Raw genomic sequence first — 19,259 nt, forward strand, 5'->3', positions numbered from 1 at the left:
TCAATCAAGGAGGAGAACACCATGAAGACTACAATACTGGCCCTCGCGGCCGCAGCCTTTGCCGCCGGCAAGGCCTATGCCGGCACGGTCGATGTCATCAAGGAGCGCGGCGAGGTGCGCTGCGGCGTCAGCCAGGGCGTGCTCGGCTTTTCCGGGCCGGACAAGAAGGGCGTCTGGGGCGGTTTCGACGTCGATTTCTGCCGGGCGGTCGCTGCGGTCACACTCGGTAACCCGGACAAGGTGGCCTATGTGCCGCTTTCCACAAAGGACCGCTTCACGGCGCTGCAATCGGGCGAAGTTGACCTTCTCTCGCGCCAGACGACCTGGACGCTCTCGCGCGACACCGATCTCGGCATGAGCTTCGTCGGCGTCAACTACTATGACGGCCAGGCCTTCATGGTGAACAAGGAGGTCGGCGTGAAGAGCGTCAAGGAGCTCTCCGGCGCCTCCGTCTGCACGGAAACCGGCACGACGACCGAGCAGAACATGGCCGACTATTTCAGCGCCAACAAGATGGAGTACGAGGTCATCGCCTTCGAAAAGCCGGACCAGACGATCCAGGCCTTCAACACCGGCCGATGCGACGTCTATTCGACGGATGCTTCCGCGCTCTACGCCCAGCGCCTGACGCTCAACGATCCCGACCGTTTCGTGGTGCTGCCCGAGGTCATCTCCAAGGAGCCGCTCGGCCTGGCCGTGCGCCAGGGCGACGACCAGTGGTTCAAGATCGTACGCTGGACGCTGTTTGCGCTGATCGAAGCCGAGGAAATGGGCATCACCAAGGAGAATGCGGCTTCCCTCGCCGAGAGCGGCACCGTCGCGCAGAAGCGTTTCCTCGGCATCGAGAGCGAGGCCGGCAAGACGTTGGGGCTTGATTCGAAATGGGCCTATCAGGCGATTTCTGCCGTCGGCAATTACGGCGAAATCTTCGAACGCCACCTCGGCAAGGACAGCCTGCTCAAGATTGATCGCGGCCTCAATCGCCTGTGGAATGACGGCGGCCTGATGTACGCCCCGCCCGCTCGCTGACGTAGACTGGGCAGCTACCGCGGGATGTTTACCGCGGTAGCTGGCTATGTCTCGCAGGCAACCTTGCAGGTTCAAAATTACCTTTTGGATATTCCGACCCGACACCCGTCGAAGACACGAGTGGGCTAGGGAATGATTGTGAGGGAGTGGCCCCGCTGAGGCAGCGCATCGACTACGCCATGCGCGCCACCGGTCTGAGTCATCGCAATGAGCCTTGTCTCCTCCGCGGAAGGCGATCCAGCTCGCCTCACGAGCAGATTCGAAATAATTTAGGCCTATCGAGAACTTAGCTCAATTTAGAAAGTTGAACCGATTCGTTAGCTGGTTTGTTTTCGGTGTTAATGGTGACGTTAAGTTTCACCGAGCCGTCTCGCGACGTCTTTCCTGGTTTCCTCTCCTGAATAGCCCCGAGTTTCGTAGACACCCTCGGGTTAGATTTTCTGTTGCTTCTCGAATTCGACGGGCGACAGCATTCCGTTTCTGACGTGCTTGCGTTTGGGATTGTAGAACATTTCGATGTAGTCGAACGCGTCCTGGTGAACTTCATCGCGTGAACGGTAGACCTTGGCGTATCCGCTCCCGCTTCAGAAGATTGAAGAAGCTTTCAGCCACCGCATTGTCATGGCAGTTGCCGCGTCGGCTCATCGAGTGAACCAGATTGTGGTGCTTGAGGAACGATGCCCAGCCCATGCTGGTGAACTGCGAGCCTTTATCCGAGTGGACCAACACCTCATCCTTCGGCTTGCGTCGCCACACCGCCATGAGCAGCGCCTGCAGCACGACGTCGGTGGTTTGACAGCCGGAAAACTCTAGTTCCCGGCGGTCCAAGGTTTGGTCCCAGAGCAAGCCGCTTGGCAGCAGAGGTCTCGCGCCAGTTGGTAAACGAGCGTTCGCCTTCTTCGGTCAAAGAGATAGCATAGATGCCTAGGCGGAAGGGTAGATCGGTTCGGCTTTGTGCGATCCCAATGCCGTTGCTAGCCATAAACTCAATCTGCCGCTGGGAAAAAGCGTCTGCGCCGAAGGCCGAATGAAAGTCGGCGTGGAGCGTGTCGCCAAGGCATCCTTTCATCATCCACACGTGTTGAACGTGTCTCCGGCATAGGAAAGGCGCCACAGTTCCTGCGCGCCTGACAACTCCATCATGCACTCGCCACCTGCCGTAACTTCCATGAAACTTCCTTATAAGGGAATTTGGATTGCTATTATGGCATCTTATGGCGCCACTCTTTGAGTTTCAAGACGTGAAATTTTTCAGAAGTTCATCGAGAACGCTGGAAATACGTTATTGACTGCTATGTAAAATAATGCCGAAATAAGGCGGTATGTTCCACTATTAGGGAGGCTCTCGTGCGAACACTCAAGTTTATCGCGGCTACTACGCTGTTGGTGGGGACAGCCATATCAAGTCCAGCCGTTTCTCAAACCAAGCTCGACATTGCCATCATTGGTGAACCGCAGTCACTCGATCCGATGATGTCCACCCAAGACGTGGTCAGCATTGTTACGCAGCACTTTATCGAGACGCTTTACACATTCGACAGCAACTGGAACATCGCTCCACTCCTCGCTGAAGCACTGCCGGAAATCTCGAACGAGGGAAAAACCTATCGGATCAAGCTTCGCGATGGCATCATCTTCCATGACGCATCTGGGATGGATAGCGCCGATGTGGTTGCCTCTTTGGAGCGTTGGAAGGCCCAATCGACCCGAGGCAAGGGGGTGGCAGAACGTATCGCGGCGATCACGGCTATCGACCCATTGACCGTTGAGATTTCGCTAACGGAACCTTATGCGCCTCTTCTGTCGTTGTTGGCATTTTCGAATTCTGCTGCCGCCGTCTACCCCCAGGAAGTTCTTGGCGAGACACTGAGTGCCATCGTCGGGACAGGGCCCTACCGCGTTGTCGAGCATAAGCCTGATCAATACATCCAACTGGCTCGGTTTGATGGCTACAAGCCACGCAGCGAGCCTGCCGACGGTACGGCGGGTGCCAGAGCCGCTTTGGCCGATGAACTCCGCTTCGTACCTGTTCCTGATGCCAACACCCGTGTCGAGGGGTTGTTGTCGGGTCAATTCGACTATGCCGACGGACTTCCCGTCGAAGCCTACGACCGAATTGCCACGAGTAACGCGGCGGAGCCTGTTTTGCTTGATGGCTTCGGCTGGCCTGTCTGGGCAGTCAATCACAAGGCGGGCTTGCTGACTGACCGCGACATCCGGAAGGCTTTGCAAGCGGCTTTGCCTTTCGAAGACATGATGTTTGCGGCTTTCGGTGACGACAAGTTCTTTGCCACCGAGGCGTCCATGTATCCTGAAGGTTGGCCTTGGTCAGTTTCGAACGGTACGGAGCTCTACAATGTCAATGATCCAGCGAAAGCCGGCGAATTTCTGAAGGCTGCTGGCTATGACGGAACCCCTCTGCGCATCCTGACTTCACGCCAATACGAGTTCCATTTTAAAATGGCGGAAGTTGCCAAGGTCGCACTGGAGGCAGCCGGTTTTACCGTGCAGATGGATGTGGTTGACTGGGCCACTCTCGGGCAGCAGCGTAATGACCCGACAGCGTGGGACATCTACATCACGCATTCGCCGTTTCTCCCCGAACCAGCGCTGACCGATCTTTACTTCGCTACGTCCCGGCTCGGCTGGGCGAATGCGGAGAAAGATGCCGTCCTTGCCGCCTTTACTGCGGAAACCGATCCGACCAAGAGGTTGGAGCTTTTCGGAAAGCTGCAAGGGCATCTGATGGAGGATGTCGGTTTCATCAAGACTGGCAGCTTCGCCGCCCTGCAAGGTCAACGGAAGGGTCTCACGGGCGTCAATCTCTCGCCTTGGCCCTCCTTCTGGAATGCCGCCAAACCCTAAGGGTTGTGAACTATCGCGGGTCAGTTTTCTGGCCCGCTCCTCCCTCTTGAAAGGTCCCTATAATGTGGCGGTATGTCCTCGAACGGCTAGCCGGTCTGGTCGTTGTCGTCTTCTTTGTTCTGACGATCGCTTTCGTGATTGTCAGGCTCGCACCCGGTGATCCAGCAGCGCTTCTGCTTGGGCCTGATGCGACAGCCGCTGATGCCGCATCATTGCGAGAACGTCTGGGATTGGACCGCCCGATCTTCATCCAGTATCTGTCCTTTCTCGCAGGTGTTGTGACGGGCGATCTTGGACAATCGATCTTTTTCAACCAGCCGGTTACCCAAGTTCTGGCCGAACGGGCGGAGCCGACTGTGTTCCTTGCACTCTTTTCGCTCCTCTTTGCAGTCATGATTGCCGCACCGATTGGGATCTATGCCGCCTACCGGCGCGGATCACTACTGGATCAGGGCGCTGTTTCACTGGCGATGCTTGCGGCCTCCATTCCCTCCTTTTGGACTGGCCTCTTGTTCCAGCGCTATCTCGCCACGGATTTGGGATGGTTTCCATCGTCCGGCTACGGTGGTCCGGATGCTGTTTTTCTGGAGCGGATGCAGCATCTCCTTTTGCCCTCCTTGGTCCTCGGAATTGTGAATTCTGCGCTGATCCTCCGTTTCACACGCGCCTCCATGCTGGATGTGCTGGGCGAGGACTACATCCGGACTGCGCGGTCCAAGGGTATGGGGGAGCGCCGCGTCATCCTGCGCCACGCGCTGAAGAACGCGGCTATTCCCATCGTCACTGTCGTTGGTCTTACCTTCGCCTTGCTGGTGTCGGGTGCAGTGGTAACCGAGCGAGTATTCAACTTACCCGGTATGGGAAATCTTGTCGTGAACTCAGTGCTGAGGCGCGATTATCCTGTCATCCAAGGCACGCTGATTGTGGTTGCTACACTTTATGTCGTCATCAACCTTGTCGTCGATCTGCTCTACGCCGTTATCGACCGGCGTGTGAAATATTGAAAGGTCTCGAGAGATGGCAGGCAGCAGTATCGCCACCACACCCGGCTTCACTCGGCTTCTATTCGCGCGACGCAGCGTTCTTGTCGCATTCCTTTTGTTCCTGACAGTCGTCGCCTTGTGTCTCTTGGCGCCAATGATTTCCCCTGCAGATCCAATGAAGATGTCAGTCCGGGCGCGATTGACCCCGCCATCAGAAGTCTTTCTTCTGGGCGCTGATGCCTACGGTCGCGATGTGTTGTCACGCTTGTTGCATGCGGGGCAGACCTCACTTCTGATCGGACTCGGGGTGGCAATCCTGTCAACTTTGATCGGCGTTACGCTGGGGCTGTTGGCCGGCTTTGTGAGGCCACTGGATACCGCGCTGTCCAGGCTCGTCGATGCCATGATGGCCTTCCCGGACATCCTGCTTGCAATCGCGCTCGTGTCTATCTTCGGCGGGTCAGTCTTCAATGTGATGCTTGCGCTGTCCATCGTCTATGCGCCGCGGTTCGCACGCATCAGCCGCGCATCGACCTTGGTTATCCGTGAACTGCCGTTTGTGGAGGCAGCACGGTCGCTTGGTTCAAGCTCCGGCTACATCATCCGCAATCATGTACTGCGCAATATCGTCTCACCGGTCATTGTACAGGCTACCTTCATATTCGCGTACGCGATGCTGGCAGAAGCGGGATTGTCGTTCCTTGGTGTCGGGGTTGACCCGTCGATTCCGACCTGGGGCACGATGATCAATGAGGGACGGCAATACATCGATGCGGCTGCCTTCCTGATCCTGTTCCCCGGCCTCGCCATTTCGATCTCTGTCTTGTCACTTCAGATCACCGGCGACGGGTTGCGTGACGCGCTTGACCCCAAAATTTCCAAGGAGCTTTAACGATGGCACTGACATTGACCAACTTTTGTTCCGTTGCGATGCCTCAAGCGCAGGCAATCTATGTCGGTGACGATGGGCGGTTGTTGGACGGACCCGCACATGGTGCGCAGGCAATCGATTGTGGCGGACAGTTCCTGTCTCCGGGTTGGTGCGATCTACATGTGCATGTCTGGCATGGCGGCACCGACATCTCGGTCCGCGCCGAACAGGCCGGTCGCGCCTACGGCGTAACAGCGATGGCGGATGCCGGATCGGCTGGCGAGGCTAATTTCCTCGGTTTGCGCGAGTACATTATCGACCCGGCCGCTGAAACCATTCGGGCTTTCCTCAATATCGGGTCTATCGGGCTTGTTGCCTGCAACCGTGTGTCAGAGTTGATCGATATGCGCTCAATCGATGTGGATCGGACCCTTGCAGTGATCGAAGCCAATCGAGACGTGATCTGCGGTGTGAAGGTACGCGCATCTGGTGTCATCGTAGGGGCTTGGGGTATCACGCCTGCCAAGATTGCCAAGCGCATCGCCGAAATGAGCAATCTGCCGCTGATGGTCCATGTGGGCGAGCCACCGCCCCTCATTGATGAGATCTTCGATATCCTGACCCCGGGTGACATCGTCACCCATTGCTTCAACGGCAAGAAGGCGGGGTCAATTCGCGATACGGCCGCCATTTTCCAGCAGGCTCTTCGCCTGTCGGACCAGGGCGTACGGATGGATATCGGCCATGGGCAAGCGTCGTTTTGCTTCGCGACCGCCCGTTCGGCGATTGGCGATGGGTTGAAGCCGTGGTCGATTTCGACCGACCTGCATCTACGAAATATTGATGACGCGGTTAAAGACCTGGCCACCACTGCCTCGAAGCTGATGGCCGTTGGCCTATCGTTCGAGGATACCATCACCGCCATCACCAGCCATCCCCGCGAGACAATGGGCCTTAAACCGGTGCCTGAGGTTGGGCATCGGGCTGATTTCACACTCTTCCGAGTGAACGAAACGGCTCATGATGTGGTCGATAGTCTGGGAAATCACGCCATATTGAACAGGATGCTGGAACCCGTTGCTACCTTGATCGGGAAAGACTGGCAACCCGCCGGCCGGAGGGGGGTATGACTACCCTGCTGTCTGTGGAAAACCTCAGTGTTGGCTTCAAAGGACATGGCGGGACAGTCACCGCCTTACGGAATGTGTCGTTCAAGGTGGCTACCGGCAAAACTCTTGCTCTTGTTGGCGAAAGCGGATCGGGCAAGTCGGTATCATCGCTCGCCATCATGGGGCTTCTCGCATCGAACGCTCGGATCCTTGGTGGCAATATTCGTTTTTCGGCGCGAGACGGTCACGACATCGACTTGCTGAATGCAAAGCCGGGGCTGCGCCGTAGCCTTCGCGGCGCGGATATGGCGATGATCTTCCAAGAGCCCATGTCCTCGCTCAATCCGCTTTTCACAGTGGGTGACCAAATCGGTGAAATGGTGCTTGTCCACGAAGGGCTCGATCTCCCCGCTCGTCGTCGTCGCGTAATCGAGATGCTGGAGCTGGTGGAAATTCCGGCAGCCTCCACTCGGCTGGACCAGTATCCTCACGAGATGTCCGGGGGAATGCGCCAGCGCGTGATGATTGCGCTGGCGCTGATCTGTCGTCCACGTCTGCTAATCGCTGACGAACCGACCACCGCCTTAGACGTAACCGTGCAGGCGCAGATCCTGGATCTGATGCGGCGTTTGCAAACGGAAATGGGCATGTCGATCCTGTTTATAACCCACGATCTGGGCGTTGTAGCGGAAATCGCCGACAATGTGGCCGTGATGTATGCCGGCTCGATTGTAGAGGCAGGTGATGTCGGACCGTTATTCGATATGCCAGCTCACCCATATACGCGTGGTCTGATGGCCTCGATTCCTCGCCCAGGTCGAAAACCGGGTACGAAGCTAGTCCCAATTCCTGGTGTCGTCCCAGCGTTGTCCGCTCTTCCATCGGGCTGTGCCTTCGCACCGCGATGCGGCCTTGCAGATGCTGATTGTTCTGCGCCTGTCAGTCTGCGTAACCTCGACTTGGGTACTCAGGTCGCCTGCCATCATCCACAACTGAGGGAGCAGGCTCATGTCTGATGCCTTTCTCCGTCTGCGCGGTCTGAGCAAGAGCTTTCCGACAGTCCGGGGCCAAGTTCATGCGGTCACGGATGTCAATCTGGATATTCCACGCGGCTCTATCACCGGATTGGTTGGGGAGAGCGGCTCAGGCAAGACCACACTTGGTCGAGCTCTTTTGCGCCTCACCGAGCCCACCGCCGGACAGACCTTCTTGGAAGGCACAGACATCAACACGCTTGATGCAAGGGCCATGCGCGGACTTCGCAAGCGAATGCAACTTATCTTCCAGGATCCTGTTTCCTCGCTCAATCCCCGGCTCAAGGTAGGACAAATTGTAGCTGAAGGACTGATCGCCCATCGATTGGGCACAGCTTCCGAACGGCGCGCCAAGGTGGCTGATCTTCTCTGCGAAGTTGGACTTTCACCCGAAGCCGCCGATCGCTATCCTCATGAGTTTTCAGGAGGTCAGCGTCAGCGTATCGGCATCGCTCGTGCACTCGCTTTGGACCCTGAGTTCATTGTGGCGGACGAGTGCGTATCGGCACTTGATGTGTCTATCCAGGCGCAGGTGCTGAACCTGCTGATGGAGCTACGTGAACGGCGCGGCCTCACTATGTTGTTCATCGCCCATGACCTGTCTGTAGTGGAATACCTTTGTGACCAGATCGCGGTGATGTATCTCGGGCGGGTCGTTGAGGTGGGGCCGGCAGCGCAGGTTTATCACGAACCTCGACATCCCTATACCCGCGCCTTGATTTCGGCCATCCCAAGCCCTGATCCCGGCCACAGAAAAGCCCGCGAAATTCTGCCCGGTGATATCCCCAGTCCGCTAGATCCACCGTCAGGCTGCGTGTTTCGCACACGGTGCAGACTTGCAGAACCCGACTGCGCCATTGCTTTCCCGGCCCCTGTTCTGGTCGGGAATAAGCACACCGCGCACTGCATCAAGACGAAGGACATTGCATGAACGTGGAACAGACCCAGCCAACCCCAGAGGCGCGACTGAAATCGCTGGGGCTGCTGCTGCCCCAGGCCGCTCCGGCACCAATTGGTGCTTTTCGCAATCTGCGTATCGACCGTGGGACAGTTTACGTGTCGGGCCAAGGCCCGGTGCGACCAGACGGTACTTTGATAAGAGGGCGAGTTGGTGACGAGATCACAGCACAAGACGCAACTGACCATGCCCGTCTCATCGGACTAAATATGCTCGCTGTGCTACGCGATGAATTCGGCACGCTCGACCGCATTGCCGGTGTGGTAAAGCTGGTCGGGTTCGTTAATGCCGTCCCCGGCTTCGAACGACATCCAGAAGTGATCGATGGCGCATCTCGTCTGATGCATGATGTCTTTGGCGAAGGCGGTATCCATGCGCGGTCGTCGCTGGGCGTCGCATCGCTGCCGAACAATATTCCTGTCGAGATCGAAGGCATCTTCGAGCTTAAGCCCTGACTGCGGAAGGACGAGATCATGCCGCTTCAACATACAATTCAAGACAATTCCGACTGGGCGTGGCACGACGCAAACAGATTGAGCCGCGTTATCAACGTGAACGGTACCATGACATCGCTTGGTGCCAGTCGCGCGCATCCCGAGGTTGCTCATGCGACGGCTCAAGCCATGGGTCACTTTCTGCGCATTCACGAGATGCAGGCAAGGGCCAGTGAAACCATTTCCGCTCTCACGGGGGCAGAAGCTGGCTGTCTAACCGCGTCAGCAAGTGCGGGCATCACGTTGGCAGTAGCAGGATGCATGACCGGACTTGACCCAGTTCGCGCAGAGGCCTTGCCCCGTAACCCTGGTCCCAGATCGGAAATCTTGGTTCAGGCCGGGCATCTCTGCGGCTATGGTGCCCCGGTGTCTACGGCCATTGAACTCGCCGGAGCAACAGTCAAAAGCATCGGGCAGTCAACCTTGGCCATGGACCATCAATTGCGTGGTGGCGTCAGCCCAATGACGGCTGCGGGACTTTATGTCGTATCCCACCATGTGGTTCACTATGGCCAGATCCCATTCGCCCGATTTGTTGAAATCTGTCATTCCGCAGGGATACCGGTGATTGTTGATGCGGCGTCCGAGTATGACCTGCAGGGTTTCATCGCTGCTGGGGCCGATCTTGCAGTCTATTCTGCTCACAAATTCATGGGCGGCCCGACCGCCGGCATCATTGCTGGCCGTCGCGATCTCGTGCGTGCAGCATACCTTCAAAACATCGGTATTGGCCGCGGTATGAAGATTGGCAAGGAAAGCATGGCAGGTGCCATTTGCGCGATGGAGATGTGGATGGCTCGTGACCACGCCGCTGCTCGCTCCGCTGAACGTTCTGCGCTGGAGATGTGGATGTCTCAGTTTGCCGGCATCCCCGGCATACTGCCTCGCATTGTGTCCGATCCAACCGGCAATCCGCTTGACCGGCTACAGATCGACGTGGATGCGGAAGTCGCGGGCTCGACTGCAGCTGCGATCGCGCTCCATTTAGGCCGCCTGGATCCAGCGATTGTCGTACGCAATCATGAAGTGGAGTTGGGCTACTTCCAGCTTGATCCCTGCAATCTGGCCCCTGGTGAAGCGGAAATCGTGGGCCGAACTCTTCGTGAAGTTCTATTGTCTGCCTCTTCAATTCCACACTCCGCCGATGATGCCGACGATGCACGCAACGGAGGGGTAGCTGCATACATGAGTTGGCTATCTTGACGCCAGGGGTTGCAATCGCGCCTAGCTCCCATAATAAGGGAGTAAAAGTTCAGGAGTGGAGCATGGAAGACACACCGCGTTCCCGCACAAGCGGAATCGATCGCAGCCTGCAAATTCTTGATTCACTCACGGAAACAAATCGTGAGATGAACGCCTACGAGCTTTGCAAGGCAATTGGTGCGCCGCAATCGACTGTGTACCGTCTGGTCGATGAACTTGTGGAACGAGGAATGTTGACCCGTAGAAGCGACGGCCAGATCTGGCTCGGGCCTCGGCTTATGCGCTATGGTCTTTGCTACCGTGCCTCGATGGATCTGTTTGCGGAAGCCCGTCGTGAGATGCGCCGGCTTTGTGAGGAAACGGGCGAAACGGTGCAACTGTGTTCGCGCGACGAAGGTATGATGACTGTGATTGCAATGGTGGAAGGCGAAGGGCACTTCCGCGTGACGTCGGACGTGGGGACTCGGGTCCCGCTGAACTGGACAGCATCGGGCCGCCTTCTGCTTGGGCATCTCGAAGAAGGCGAGCGTATCGCAGCTTTTGCAAGGTCGGCGCGGTCATCACCAACGGGTAGAGCTGAAACCGATCCGCTGGTTCTTGCCCGGCAGTCGTCAGAGGACTTTCAGCGCAGACTTGCCATCCAGATGGGGCAATCCGAATATGCGGTTGCTTGCATAGCCGCTCCTATCCGCGATGAGCAAGGAGCTTGCGCCGCTACCATCTCGATTGTCTTGGCGGATAGTCAAGCTGATGCTCGTGCGGATGAACTCGCGACAGCGGTCAAGAATGCTGCGCGTCGCATTGAACTTTCGATTGGCTTTGACCAACCGTCTTGAGCCTGCCGCCAATGATGTGACATCGCCCCCACAGTCTTTAAGAAGGCCGTGGTCACGGCCCGGATGTGACTCCGGGCATTTAGCCTGTCTGACGCCGAGCGGCTGACAGATGCCGTGCCACGAATTCTCGCCGGATTCTCACCCAATCTTCAGATTGAGTGACGCCTTACGGGCCGTCCGAGAGGTCCAGAAAGAGCTTCACCAACGCCGCATTGATGAAGTAGTCACTCTCGCCCGAGCAACGGTCGTGGCGGAAGTCTCAGCCACGGCTTCGAGCATATAGATGACCGAAGCCGCCCAGTCCCCTGTGTCCCGAACGGCCTGAAGGTGCCGATAATAGTCGGCCTTGTCGCGGGTGATGAAGCGCGGCAAGTACAGCACTTGGAAAGCCGTCCAGACGGTATTTCTTAACTCTCATCAGGTGTGGGCAGATATTGCGGGAAGGGGTTCTGTGGTGACCAGCAGCATGGGGGGGCTTTGAGCAAACCATCTTAGCAGGGCGAGGGAAGACATGTTTTGCAACGGCCCCCGATCATTCCGGTCGCCAGTGCCATCCCTTCGACCAACAATCACCTAAGCCTGTTCGGTTTCAATCGTGCAACCCGCGTCAGTCCGGGCCGTGTTGGCTGCCTTCAGCGTCCTGAAGTCCAAATCACCCAAGGCGGCCTTAAGATCACCACCTCACCCTTGCTATCTCGCGTCCCGGACTCTCGGACGGTCGCGTGATGCGCGACGAAAACGACTATCCAGGCATGGACGCCGAAAGGTACCGCATCACCTGCTTTAGAGGTGTCGGCAAGGCAACAGCAGAGTACTGCGAAAAGGGAATGTCCTCGGTCATCGTCGCATCCACTATATTAAGTGGACCGACGCAACCGTACCGACCGCTGTGACGAATTCCCGTTTTGAAAGGAAGGGATTCCCCTAAAGGCCCGGCGGAGACGCCCGCCGGTGCATTGGTGCCTTCGGATCAGATTCTGCTTGACTAAATCACAGCGCCATAGTTAGTTCGTCAACAGAACGAATTAATAAGGTGCTAAATGGAACCCGCCCAGTCCCACTCGTTTTCCCGGCAGGTTTCGCTTTGCATGACGATGCAGTCGATCATCCATTGCGGACCAATCTCGCGCGCTTCGATCTCGAAACAGACCGGGCTTTCAAAGCAAACGGTCTCGGAACTCGTGCGCATCCTCGAAGAGGAAGGCTGGGTCAGCGAAACGGGCCGGACTTCTGGCCACGTCGGTCGTACGGCCACGACCTATGAACTGATCCCAGACAGTGCTTTCATGGCTGCCGTCGATCTGGGTGGCACAAAACTTCGTGTGGCCATCGTTGATCTGGCCGGTTCTATCGTCGCAGAAGTTGTCGCTCCGACCCATCCCGATGGTGGCCGGGCCGTTGCGGTCCAAATAGGTGAGCTGGTCGAGGCCGCGGTCATGCAAGGCAATGTCGACCGGACGCGGGTTCGGCAGACGGTTGTCGGTTGTCCGGGTGTCCCGGATCAGGCCACTGGATATGTGCGCTTCGCGCCAAACATTGCAGGAATCGATAGTTTTGATTTCCGGGGTGCCGTGTCTAAGGAAACCGGCACGCAAGTCATGCTGGAGAATGACGTCAACCTTGCCGTTCTGGGCGAGCAATGGCTTGGGGCAGGGCGCGGGATCGACCATCTCGCTTTCATTGCCCTGGGAACCGGCATTGGTGCAGGCCTGATCGTGAATGGTAACTTGTTGCGTGGGGCGTCCGGCGCAGCAGGGGAACTTGGCTATTTGCCCTTTGGCGCCGATCCGTTCGAGGCCGAGTCACTGCGGGTTGGTGCTTTTGAACGAGTGACAGCCACTCAGAGTATCCGTTCGGCTTATCAGTCGGCGACTGGGCGCGCCATCGAAGTGCCAGCGATATTCTCAGCTGCCGCAGAAGGCGATGCAGCAGCACAGGTTGTCCTTGACGGCGTAGCCCGGCAGCTTGCCCGCGCGGTGGCCACACTAGGCGCTGTGATCGCGCCCGAGGTCGTTATCCTTGGTGGCTCGATTGGCGCGCGCCCGGAGATCATCGCGGCGACCGAAGCCGAGCTGGCGCGATGTTTTCCCTTCCCAATCCGTGTCGTTCCAAGCCTGCTTGGAAACCACGCTGCTCTCAGCGGTGCCGTGGCGATCGGCCTTACCGAACTGCATACGGCGCTCTTTGCTCAGTCCGCCCCGGGTGCAGTCGTAACGCTCCCGGCGCCTAAGCCTGGCTTGATCCCGAGGGCAGCAGAATGACCGGCCGCGACACCTTGATCACCCGACTGCGCGCCCGTCTGGACACGGCCGCAGCGACCGATCTGCTGGCACGGGCAGTGCAAGCGGCCTCGGTCACCGGTGACGAGGCCAACATGGTTGCGATGCTGCGGCCCGAGATGGAGCGCCTTCGCCTTTCACCACGTGTCGAGGAATTCCTCGCGGGCCGCCCCAACATAAGCGGGCGACGACCCGGCGCAGGAACAGGTCCGGACCTGCTGTTCATTGGGCATACCGATGTGGTCCACCCTCGCGACTGGAGGGATTATTGGGCTGGTCACGCCCAGCAAGACCCGTTTGGTGCGGCAGTCGTCGATGGCGAACTTTGGGGGCGTGGTGCTGCCGATCTTAAAGCAGGCATATGCACTGCGCTGGCCGCGTTGGACTTGATTGACCGGTCGGGCATCCGTCTCGCAGGCAGCGTCTCATATGCTTTCGTCGGCGACGAAGAGAGCGGCGAGACTGGAACGGGCATCAGCGCGGGCATGCGGCAATGGGCCAATTCCGTCACCTCTGGCAAACTTCCCCGCCCTGACCTTGCTGTCTATGTCGAGCCGACACGATTGCAGGTGCTGCCTACGCAGATAGGGTTTTACATCGCGGACGTGAAGCTAACCGGACAAGCGGCCTACTTTGGTCGCCCCGATCTTGGCCGGGACGCATTGCGGGCCGCGCACAGAGTTTTGCAGGCGATTTGGGATCATTCCGACCAGCTTTCAACAGCCCGCGAGCATCCGCTACTGGGTCGGGCCTTCACATTGGTTACAGGGCTTGAGGCCGGCGGCCTGATCGCAGTACCTGGCGAATGCCGTTTCTCTATGATCGGCAAGCTGCTGCCGGGTGACAGCCTTGATCGCGCGACCGCCGAACTCGAAGCGGTGATCCGCGCAGCGACCCCGGCGGATATCGGCATCGAGATCGTCTTTCCAGCTGGGCGTGACCATCCACGCGGCGGATCGCCTGCCGGCATTGCGGTTGATCATGACTTGGTCAGGACCTTGTCCAACTGCATTGCATCTGTCCGCCCGGATCGCGGCGGCATCGAAGGGGCACCGTTCTGGTCGGAAATGCCCTTCCTCACACAGACGATCGGCATCCCGGCTGTCTACTGCGCGCCCGGTGACATCTCGATCTGCCACACCAACTTCGAGCGGGTGCCGCTGAAGGACTACCACGACGGCATTCTGGCCTTCGCGGCTTTCATCGCCACCACTTGCGGAATCCTGCCCGAGTGATCGGGCCAACATCAGGGAGAACGACCGTGAAAATTGCGACGAGGAAACTTCTGGCATCGCTTTCGGTGCTCACGCTGCTGGCACTTCCCGCCAGCGCGCAGACCGTTGGGCCATCGGGCGAGGCAGCTACGCCCGCGTCCGAAATCACCTTGGACGAAGCGCAGGCGGCTGAACTTAAAGTCAAGGGTCTGAAGGCGGCCCTGCTCTGGCACGACCAGGCCGACTTCGTGAACGCGGTAACGGCAGGTGCGACTGATGAGTTCACCCGCCTGGGGATCGAAGTTGTCGCTACCACCTCGGCTGGGTTTGATAGCGCCAAGCAGTTGGCCGATGTCGAAACCACGATGGCACTGAAACCCAATATCATTCTGTCGCTGCCTTTGGATCCGGTGGCTTCAGCTGCAGCGTTCAAGAAGGCCAGCGAAGCCGGCATAAAGCTGGTGTTCCTGTCGAACCTGCCTGCTAACTACAAACACCCCACGGATTATGGCGCCATTGTAACAGATGATCTGTTCCAGATGGGCAAACAGGCGGCAGATGTTCTGGCGACTTCGATGGGTGGCAAGGGCAAGGTCGGTTGGATTTTCCATGATGCTGCCTATTACGTCACCAACCAACGCGACAACGCCTTCAAGACCACGATCCAGAATGACTACCCCGACATGCAGATTGTGGCCGAAGCCGGGATCAGCGACCCGGCACGCGCCGAAGAAATCGCCAATGCGATGCTGCTGCAAAACCCTGATCTTGGTGGCATCTACGTCACTTGGGCGGGCCCGGCCGAAGGTGTGCTGGCAGCTCTTCGCGCGACTAGCAACACCACAACCAAGATCGTGACGCTGGACCTGTCGGAACCCATCGCGCTTGACATGGTCAAAGGTGGCAACGTGGCCGGGATCGTCGCTGACGAGGCTTACGAGCTGGGTCGTGCCATGGCGGCCGTTGGTGCCCGCGCCGTCTTGGGGGTCGAAAACCCGCCCTTCATCGTCGCCCCCGCATTGACCGTCACCAAGGATAACGTCGTCGAGGGCTGGCGGAAGTCCCTGCACAAAGACGCGCCGCAGTCAGTGCTCGACGCCTTGAAGTGATGCGACCTGCTGCGCCCGGTCGTCGCCTGGCGCAGCACCACTTCTCGCCCTTCTCTCTGTTTGGACGCATGTTATGAACTTTACACTCCCCTCGCGCGCCGCCTTGCAGGGACTGATCGTCTATGCCGGCTTTGTTCTGATCTTCCTTTTCTTCTCGGTTATGCTTTGGGATCGCGGGTTTCTGTCGGCCCAGAACCTGACCAACATCGTCTTGCAGACGGCGCCCGCGACGGTGCTGGCCGTCGGGCTTGTTTTTGTGCTGGCAGCTGGGGAAATCGACCTGTCCTTTGGCGCTGCCGTTGCATTGGCCGCGATCGTCGCGGCCATGGTGATGCGGGTCTATCCTTGGCCTATTGGCGTGCTGGCTGGAATGGGAACCGGCATGGCCGTTGGGCTGGTGAACGGTGCTATTGTCGCCTATGCGCGGCTGCCCTCCTTTCTGGTCACACTGGCCACTATGGGCGTCGTCGCCGGACTGGCGCGTGAGTTGTCGAACCTGCAATCCATTCCTGTCACCGCAGAGCCATTCATCGCTGTCTTCGGCGGCGGCCGCGTTTTCGGCATCCCTTCGCTGGTTCTCTGGACCATGGCAGCGCTGGTAATCGGCCATCTGATCTTTCGGGAAACCCGTTATGGCGCACATGTTCTGGCCACAGGCGACAACCCGAGGGCGGCCCTGGTATCTGGTATACGCGTCGTGCGCCTGCGGCTTTCGGTCATGGTGCTGTCTGGGGCCTGCGCGGGTCTGGCTGGGCTCCTCTATGCAGGCCGCCTACAGGCCGCCCGCTATACCTTGGGTGAGAGCGATCTGATGACGGTGATCGCAGCTGTCATCGTCGGTGGCACAGCTTTGAGCGGCGGTCGGGGGACTATTCCGGGCGCGCTGGTCGGCAGTCTGATGATGGGCATGTTGTCAAATGGGCTGATCCTGATGGGCCTGTCCGTCTCTTGGCAGATGATCATCAAGGGCCTGATCGTACTGGTTGCCGTTGCCGTTTCGTTGCGCGAACCCAACCGCTAACAGGAGGCTCCTCATGTTCCTTGACGTCCTGCGCCGCCGCAATCCTGATTTCATCCGGACCGCACAGTCCCTGCATCAGGCCGGAATGATCCCCGCGAATTCTTATGTTATCGATCTGGATGCTGTTACCGAAAACGCTCGCATTATGCGCGCTGAGGGCGACCGACTGGGCCTGAAGGTCTATGCAATGACCAAGCAGGTCAGCCGTAATACTGGGTTTTCCCGCGCTGTGATGGCGGGTGGAATTGACCGGGCGGTGGCCGTAGACATGGCCTGTGCCATCGCATGCCAAAACGCGGGCCTGCGGATCGGCCATCTTGGTCATCTGGTTCAAGTGCCCCGCGCCGAAGCCGCCATGGCCGCGCGTGACCTTGCACCCGACTATTGGACGGTGTTTTCAGACGATAAGGCCGCCGAGGCGGCCACTGCTGCAAAGGCGTCGGGCCGCGAACAAGCCCTTCTTGCCCGCGTCCAAACCCAAGGTGATACGTTTTACCGGGGTCACGAAGGCGGATTTGCAGCTGAAGCTGCGGTTGAGGCCGCGCGCCGGATCGACGCGCTGGATGGCGCGTGCTTCGCCGGGATTACCACCTTCCCAGCGCAGCTTTACGATCATGCCAGCCGTAGAGTGCGCCATACCCCGAACTTGGCCACCCTGCAGCGCACCGCAGATGCGCTACGCCGGGCTGGCTTTTCAGACCTTGAAATCAACGCCCCCGGCACGACATCGCTGGTCACCTTGCAGGCACTGGCCGAAGCAGGCGCGACGCAGGTGGAGCCGGGCAATGGTCTGCATGGCACGACGCCGCTGCATGCAGTGGATGACCTGCCAGAACGTCCCGCCGTTCTTTATCTGACCGAAGTCAGCCACCTGCACGCTGGTCGCGCCTATTGCTTTGGCGGCGGGCTCTACATTGACCCGGTGTTCCCGGAATATGATGTGCAGGCTTTGGTTGGCCCTGAACCGACCGTTGATGCCGCATCCTTGCGGTCGGTTGAAATCCCGCCCCCTGCTGCGATTGACTACTACGGCATGATCGACGCCACCGGGCCAACGCCACCGCGCACCGGCGACACCGTTGTTTTCGGCTTCCGCGGCCAGGCCTTCGTCACTCGCGCCTATTCCGTGGGGATCGCCGGAATCTCGACTGGCAACCCGCAGGTCATATCCATTGAGAATATTTTTGGTCAGCCAGAGCCCTGGCCCCGTTTGCGTAAGGCAATATCATGACCCCAGTTCTGCAACTCAAGAATATCCGCAAGTCATTCGGTGGTGTCACCGCGATTCAGGACTTCTCGCTTGACCTTAATGCGGGGGAAGTGGTGGCTCTGGTAGGAGACAATGGCGCCGGCAAATCCACACTGATCAAGATGATCTCGGGCGTTTACCCCCCATCCTCGGGCGAGATCCTGCTGGATGGTGAACCCGCCAGCTTTGCCGATGCCTCAGTTGCGCGCGAGCGTGGGATCGAAGTGGTCTATCAGGACCTTGCCCTTGCCGACCAACAGACGGTCTACATGAACCTCTTTCTGGGCCGCGAACCCGTGAAAGGCCCACTTCGCCTGCTGGATCGTAAACGGATGATCGCGGAAACCGAGGCTCTGGTGAAGGAACTTGATGTGCGCATCCCTTCGGCCTCCGCTACCATCCGCGACCTGTCGGGTGGTCAAAGGCAGGGTGTCGCCATTGCGCGCGCCACACATTGGGCCAAAAAGCTCGTCCTTCTCGATGAACCCACAGCAGCACTTGGGGTTGCCGAAACCGCACGGGTTGAGGCGACAATTGAGGCGCTGAAGCTACGTAAACTTGCTATTTTCATCATCTCGCATAGCCTTGATCAGGTATTCCGCCTGTCTGATCGCATCTGTGTCCTGCGCCGGGGTCAGCAGATTGGCATCAGGGAAACGGCCAAGACCGACAAGAACGAAATCATCGCCATGATCACAGGGGTTGCGGCATGAACGGCCCGGGACACCTGATGGTCGCTGAAGGTACAGAAATTCCTGCAGCGATCGAAGAGGGCTGATGGAGTGGATGCCCCCTCCCGACGGCATCGCAATGTGCACCTCAAGGCATCGCGGACCTAGCCCTGTTGGCGAAGACTATTGAAGATCACGAAGCCGGCCTCGAGCTTATCGTTGTAGAGACCGGCCGACTGTATCTGGACCAAATCGAGGCGCTGTCCTCGCGCATCGCGTCGCTGGTGGCCTGAACCCTAATATCCCTCCAGTGTTAGGGAGCAGAGCAATCAGA

Annotated in this window: 16 protein-coding genes and 1 pseudogene; 16 read left to right on the forward strand and 1 reads right to left on the reverse strand. The window is 58.5% G+C overall.

Annotated features, from left to right (window positions below):
* The first annotated feature begins 21 nt into the window (after window positions 1–21).
* Entirely contained in the window at window positions 22–1,029 is a 1,008-nt protein-coding gene (locus BSY240_RS16190; protein ID WP_069042965.1) for an amino acid ABC transporter substrate-binding protein, read from the forward strand.
* Between the two features lie 431 nt (window positions 1,030–1,460).
* Here BSY240_RS16190 and BSY240_RS16195 read toward each other — a convergent pair.
* Window positions 1,461–1,818 (reverse strand): annotated as a pseudogene (locus BSY240_RS16195) (IS3 family transposase); the annotation flags it as partial.
* A 558-nt stretch (window positions 1,819–2,376) separates the two neighbouring features.
* Here BSY240_RS16195 and BSY240_RS16200 point away from each other — a divergent pair.
* The 15 genes from BSY240_RS16200 (at window position 2,377) to BSY240_RS16270 (ending at window position 18,967) form a co-directional block, all read left to right on the forward strand.
* Window positions 2,377–3,894, forward strand: coding sequence for an ABC transporter substrate-binding protein (locus tag BSY240_RS16200; protein WP_083229641.1), 1,518 nt, complete (start codon window positions 2,377–2,379; stop codon window positions 3,892–3,894).
* Window positions 3,895–3,956: 62 nt separating this feature from the next.
* Window positions 3,957–4,898, forward strand: a complete 942-nt coding sequence (locus BSY240_RS16205; RefSeq protein WP_069042967.1) for an ABC transporter permease — start codon at window positions 3,957–3,959, stop codon at window positions 4,896–4,898.
* A gap of 13 nt (window positions 4,899–4,911) precedes the next feature.
* Complete coding sequence (locus BSY240_RS16210) at window positions 4,912–5,769, forward strand: ABC transporter permease (protein ID WP_069042968.1); 858 nt, start codon at window positions 4,912–4,914, stop codon at window positions 5,767–5,769.
* 2 nt (window positions 5,770–5,771) lie between these two features.
* Window positions 5,772–6,878, forward strand: coding sequence for an amidohydrolase/deacetylase family metallohydrolase (locus BSY240_RS16215; protein WP_069042969.1), 1,107 nt, complete (start codon window positions 5,772–5,774; stop codon window positions 6,876–6,878).
* Entirely contained in the window at window positions 6,875–7,873 is a 999-nt protein-coding gene (locus BSY240_RS16220) for an ABC transporter ATP-binding protein (protein ID WP_069042970.1), read from the forward strand. The genes BSY240_RS16215 and BSY240_RS16220 overlap by 4 nt, the downstream gene beginning before the upstream one ends.
* Window positions 7,866–8,822 carry an ABC transporter ATP-binding protein gene (locus BSY240_RS16225; RefSeq protein ID WP_069042971.1) on the forward strand — a complete coding sequence of 319 codons (957 nt, stop codon included), beginning with the start codon at window positions 7,866–7,868 and terminating at the stop codon, window positions 8,820–8,822. The genes BSY240_RS16220 and BSY240_RS16225 overlap by 8 nt, the downstream gene beginning before the upstream one ends.
* Window positions 8,819–9,304, forward strand: a complete 486-nt coding sequence (locus BSY240_RS16230; protein WP_069042972.1) for a RidA family protein — start codon at window positions 8,819–8,821, stop codon at window positions 9,302–9,304. Before BSY240_RS16225 ends, BSY240_RS16230 begins: the two co-directional genes overlap by 4 nt.
* A gap of 18 nt (window positions 9,305–9,322) precedes the next feature.
* Window positions 9,323–10,546 carry an aminotransferase class V-fold PLP-dependent enzyme gene (locus tag BSY240_RS16235; RefSeq protein ID WP_069042973.1) on the forward strand — a complete coding sequence of 408 codons (1,224 nt, stop codon included), beginning with the start codon at window positions 9,323–9,325 and terminating at the stop codon, window positions 10,544–10,546.
* Window positions 10,547–10,608: 62 nt separating this feature from the next.
* A complete protein-coding gene (locus tag BSY240_RS16240; protein WP_083229642.1) occupies window positions 10,609–11,382 on the forward strand; it encodes an IclR family transcriptional regulator in 774 nt (257 codons plus the stop codon).
* A 1,094-nt stretch (window positions 11,383–12,476) separates the two neighbouring features.
* Window positions 12,477–13,643: an ROK family transcriptional regulator gene (locus tag BSY240_RS16245; RefSeq protein WP_236759265.1), complete on the forward strand. Its 1,167-nt coding sequence runs from the start codon at window positions 12,477–12,479 to the stop codon at window positions 13,641–13,643.
* Window positions 13,644–13,756: 113 nt separating this feature from the next.
* A complete protein-coding gene (locus BSY240_RS16250) occupies window positions 13,757–14,896 on the forward strand; it encodes a M20 family metallopeptidase (protein WP_236759266.1) in 1,140 nt (379 codons plus the stop codon).
* Window positions 14,897–14,922: 26 nt separating this feature from the next.
* Window positions 14,923–15,984, forward strand: a complete 1,062-nt coding sequence (locus tag BSY240_RS16255) for a substrate-binding domain-containing protein (RefSeq protein ID WP_054149574.1) — start codon at window positions 14,923–14,925, stop codon at window positions 15,982–15,984.
* A gap of 73 nt (window positions 15,985–16,057) precedes the next feature.
* The gene (locus tag BSY240_RS16260; RefSeq protein WP_069042976.1) at window positions 16,058–17,005 is read left to right on the forward strand and encodes an ABC transporter permease; all 948 of its coding nucleotides are present in this window, start codon (window positions 16,058–16,060) and stop codon (window positions 17,003–17,005) included.
* 13 nt (window positions 17,006–17,018) lie between these two features.
* Window positions 17,019–18,236, forward strand: coding sequence for an alanine racemase (locus BSY240_RS16265; protein ID WP_069042977.1), 1,218 nt, complete (start codon window positions 17,019–17,021; stop codon window positions 18,234–18,236).
* The gene (locus BSY240_RS16270; protein ID WP_054149571.1) at window positions 18,233–18,967 is read left to right on the forward strand and encodes an ATP-binding cassette domain-containing protein; all 735 of its coding nucleotides are present in this window, start codon (window positions 18,233–18,235) and stop codon (window positions 18,965–18,967) included. The genes BSY240_RS16265 and BSY240_RS16270 overlap by 4 nt, the downstream gene beginning before the upstream one ends.
* The last annotated feature ends 292 nt before the right edge of the window (window positions 18,968–19,259 follow it).

The organism is Agrobacterium sp. RAC06 (assembly GCF_001713475.1).
Lineage (GTDB): Bacteria > Pseudomonadota > Alphaproteobacteria > Rhizobiales > Rhizobiaceae > Allorhizobium.

Excerpts from the sequence above, each read along its gene's own strand:
- BSY240_RS16190 (WP_069042965.1), top strand. The coding sequence starts at position 22 with ATGAAGACTACAATACTGGCCCTCGCGGCCGCAGCCTTTGCCGCCGGC.
- BSY240_RS16205 (WP_069042967.1), top strand. The coding sequence starts at position 3,957 with ATGTGGCGGTATGTCCTCGAACGGCTAGCCGGTCTGGTCGTTGTCGTC.
- BSY240_RS16210 (WP_069042968.1), top strand. The coding sequence starts at position 4,912 with ATGGCAGGCAGCAGTATCGCCACCACACCCGGCTTCACTCGGCTTCTA.
- BSY240_RS16215 (WP_069042969.1), top strand. The coding sequence starts at position 5,772 with ATGGCACTGACATTGACCAACTTTTGTTCCGTTGCGATGCCTCAAGCG.
- BSY240_RS16220 (WP_069042970.1), top strand. The coding sequence starts at position 6,875 with ATGACTACCCTGCTGTCTGTGGAAAACCTCAGTGTTGGCTTCAAAGGA.
- BSY240_RS16225 (WP_069042971.1), top strand. The coding sequence starts at position 7,866 with ATGTCTGATGCCTTTCTCCGTCTGCGCGGTCTGAGCAAGAGCTTTCCG.
- BSY240_RS16230 (WP_069042972.1), top strand. The coding sequence starts at position 8,819 with ATGAACGTGGAACAGACCCAGCCAACCCCAGAGGCGCGACTGAAATCG.
- BSY240_RS16235 (WP_069042973.1), top strand. The coding sequence starts at position 9,323 with ATGCCGCTTCAACATACAATTCAAGACAATTCCGACTGGGCGTGGCAC.
- BSY240_RS16240 (WP_083229642.1), top strand. The coding sequence starts at position 10,609 with ATGGAAGACACACCGCGTTCCCGCACAAGCGGAATCGATCGCAGCCTG.
- BSY240_RS16245 (WP_236759265.1), top strand. The coding sequence starts at position 12,477 with ATGCAGTCGATCATCCATTGCGGACCAATCTCGCGCGCTTCGATCTCG.
- BSY240_RS16250 (WP_236759266.1), top strand. The coding sequence starts at position 13,757 with ATGGTTGCGATGCTGCGGCCCGAGATGGAGCGCCTTCGCCTTTCACCA.
- BSY240_RS16260 (WP_069042976.1), top strand. The coding sequence starts at position 16,058 with ATGAACTTTACACTCCCCTCGCGCGCCGCCTTGCAGGGACTGATCGTC.
- BSY240_RS16265 (WP_069042977.1), top strand. The coding sequence starts at position 17,019 with ATGTTCCTTGACGTCCTGCGCCGCCGCAATCCTGATTTCATCCGGACC.
- BSY240_RS16270 (WP_054149571.1), top strand. The coding sequence starts at position 18,233 with ATGACCCCAGTTCTGCAACTCAAGAATATCCGCAAGTCATTCGGTGGT.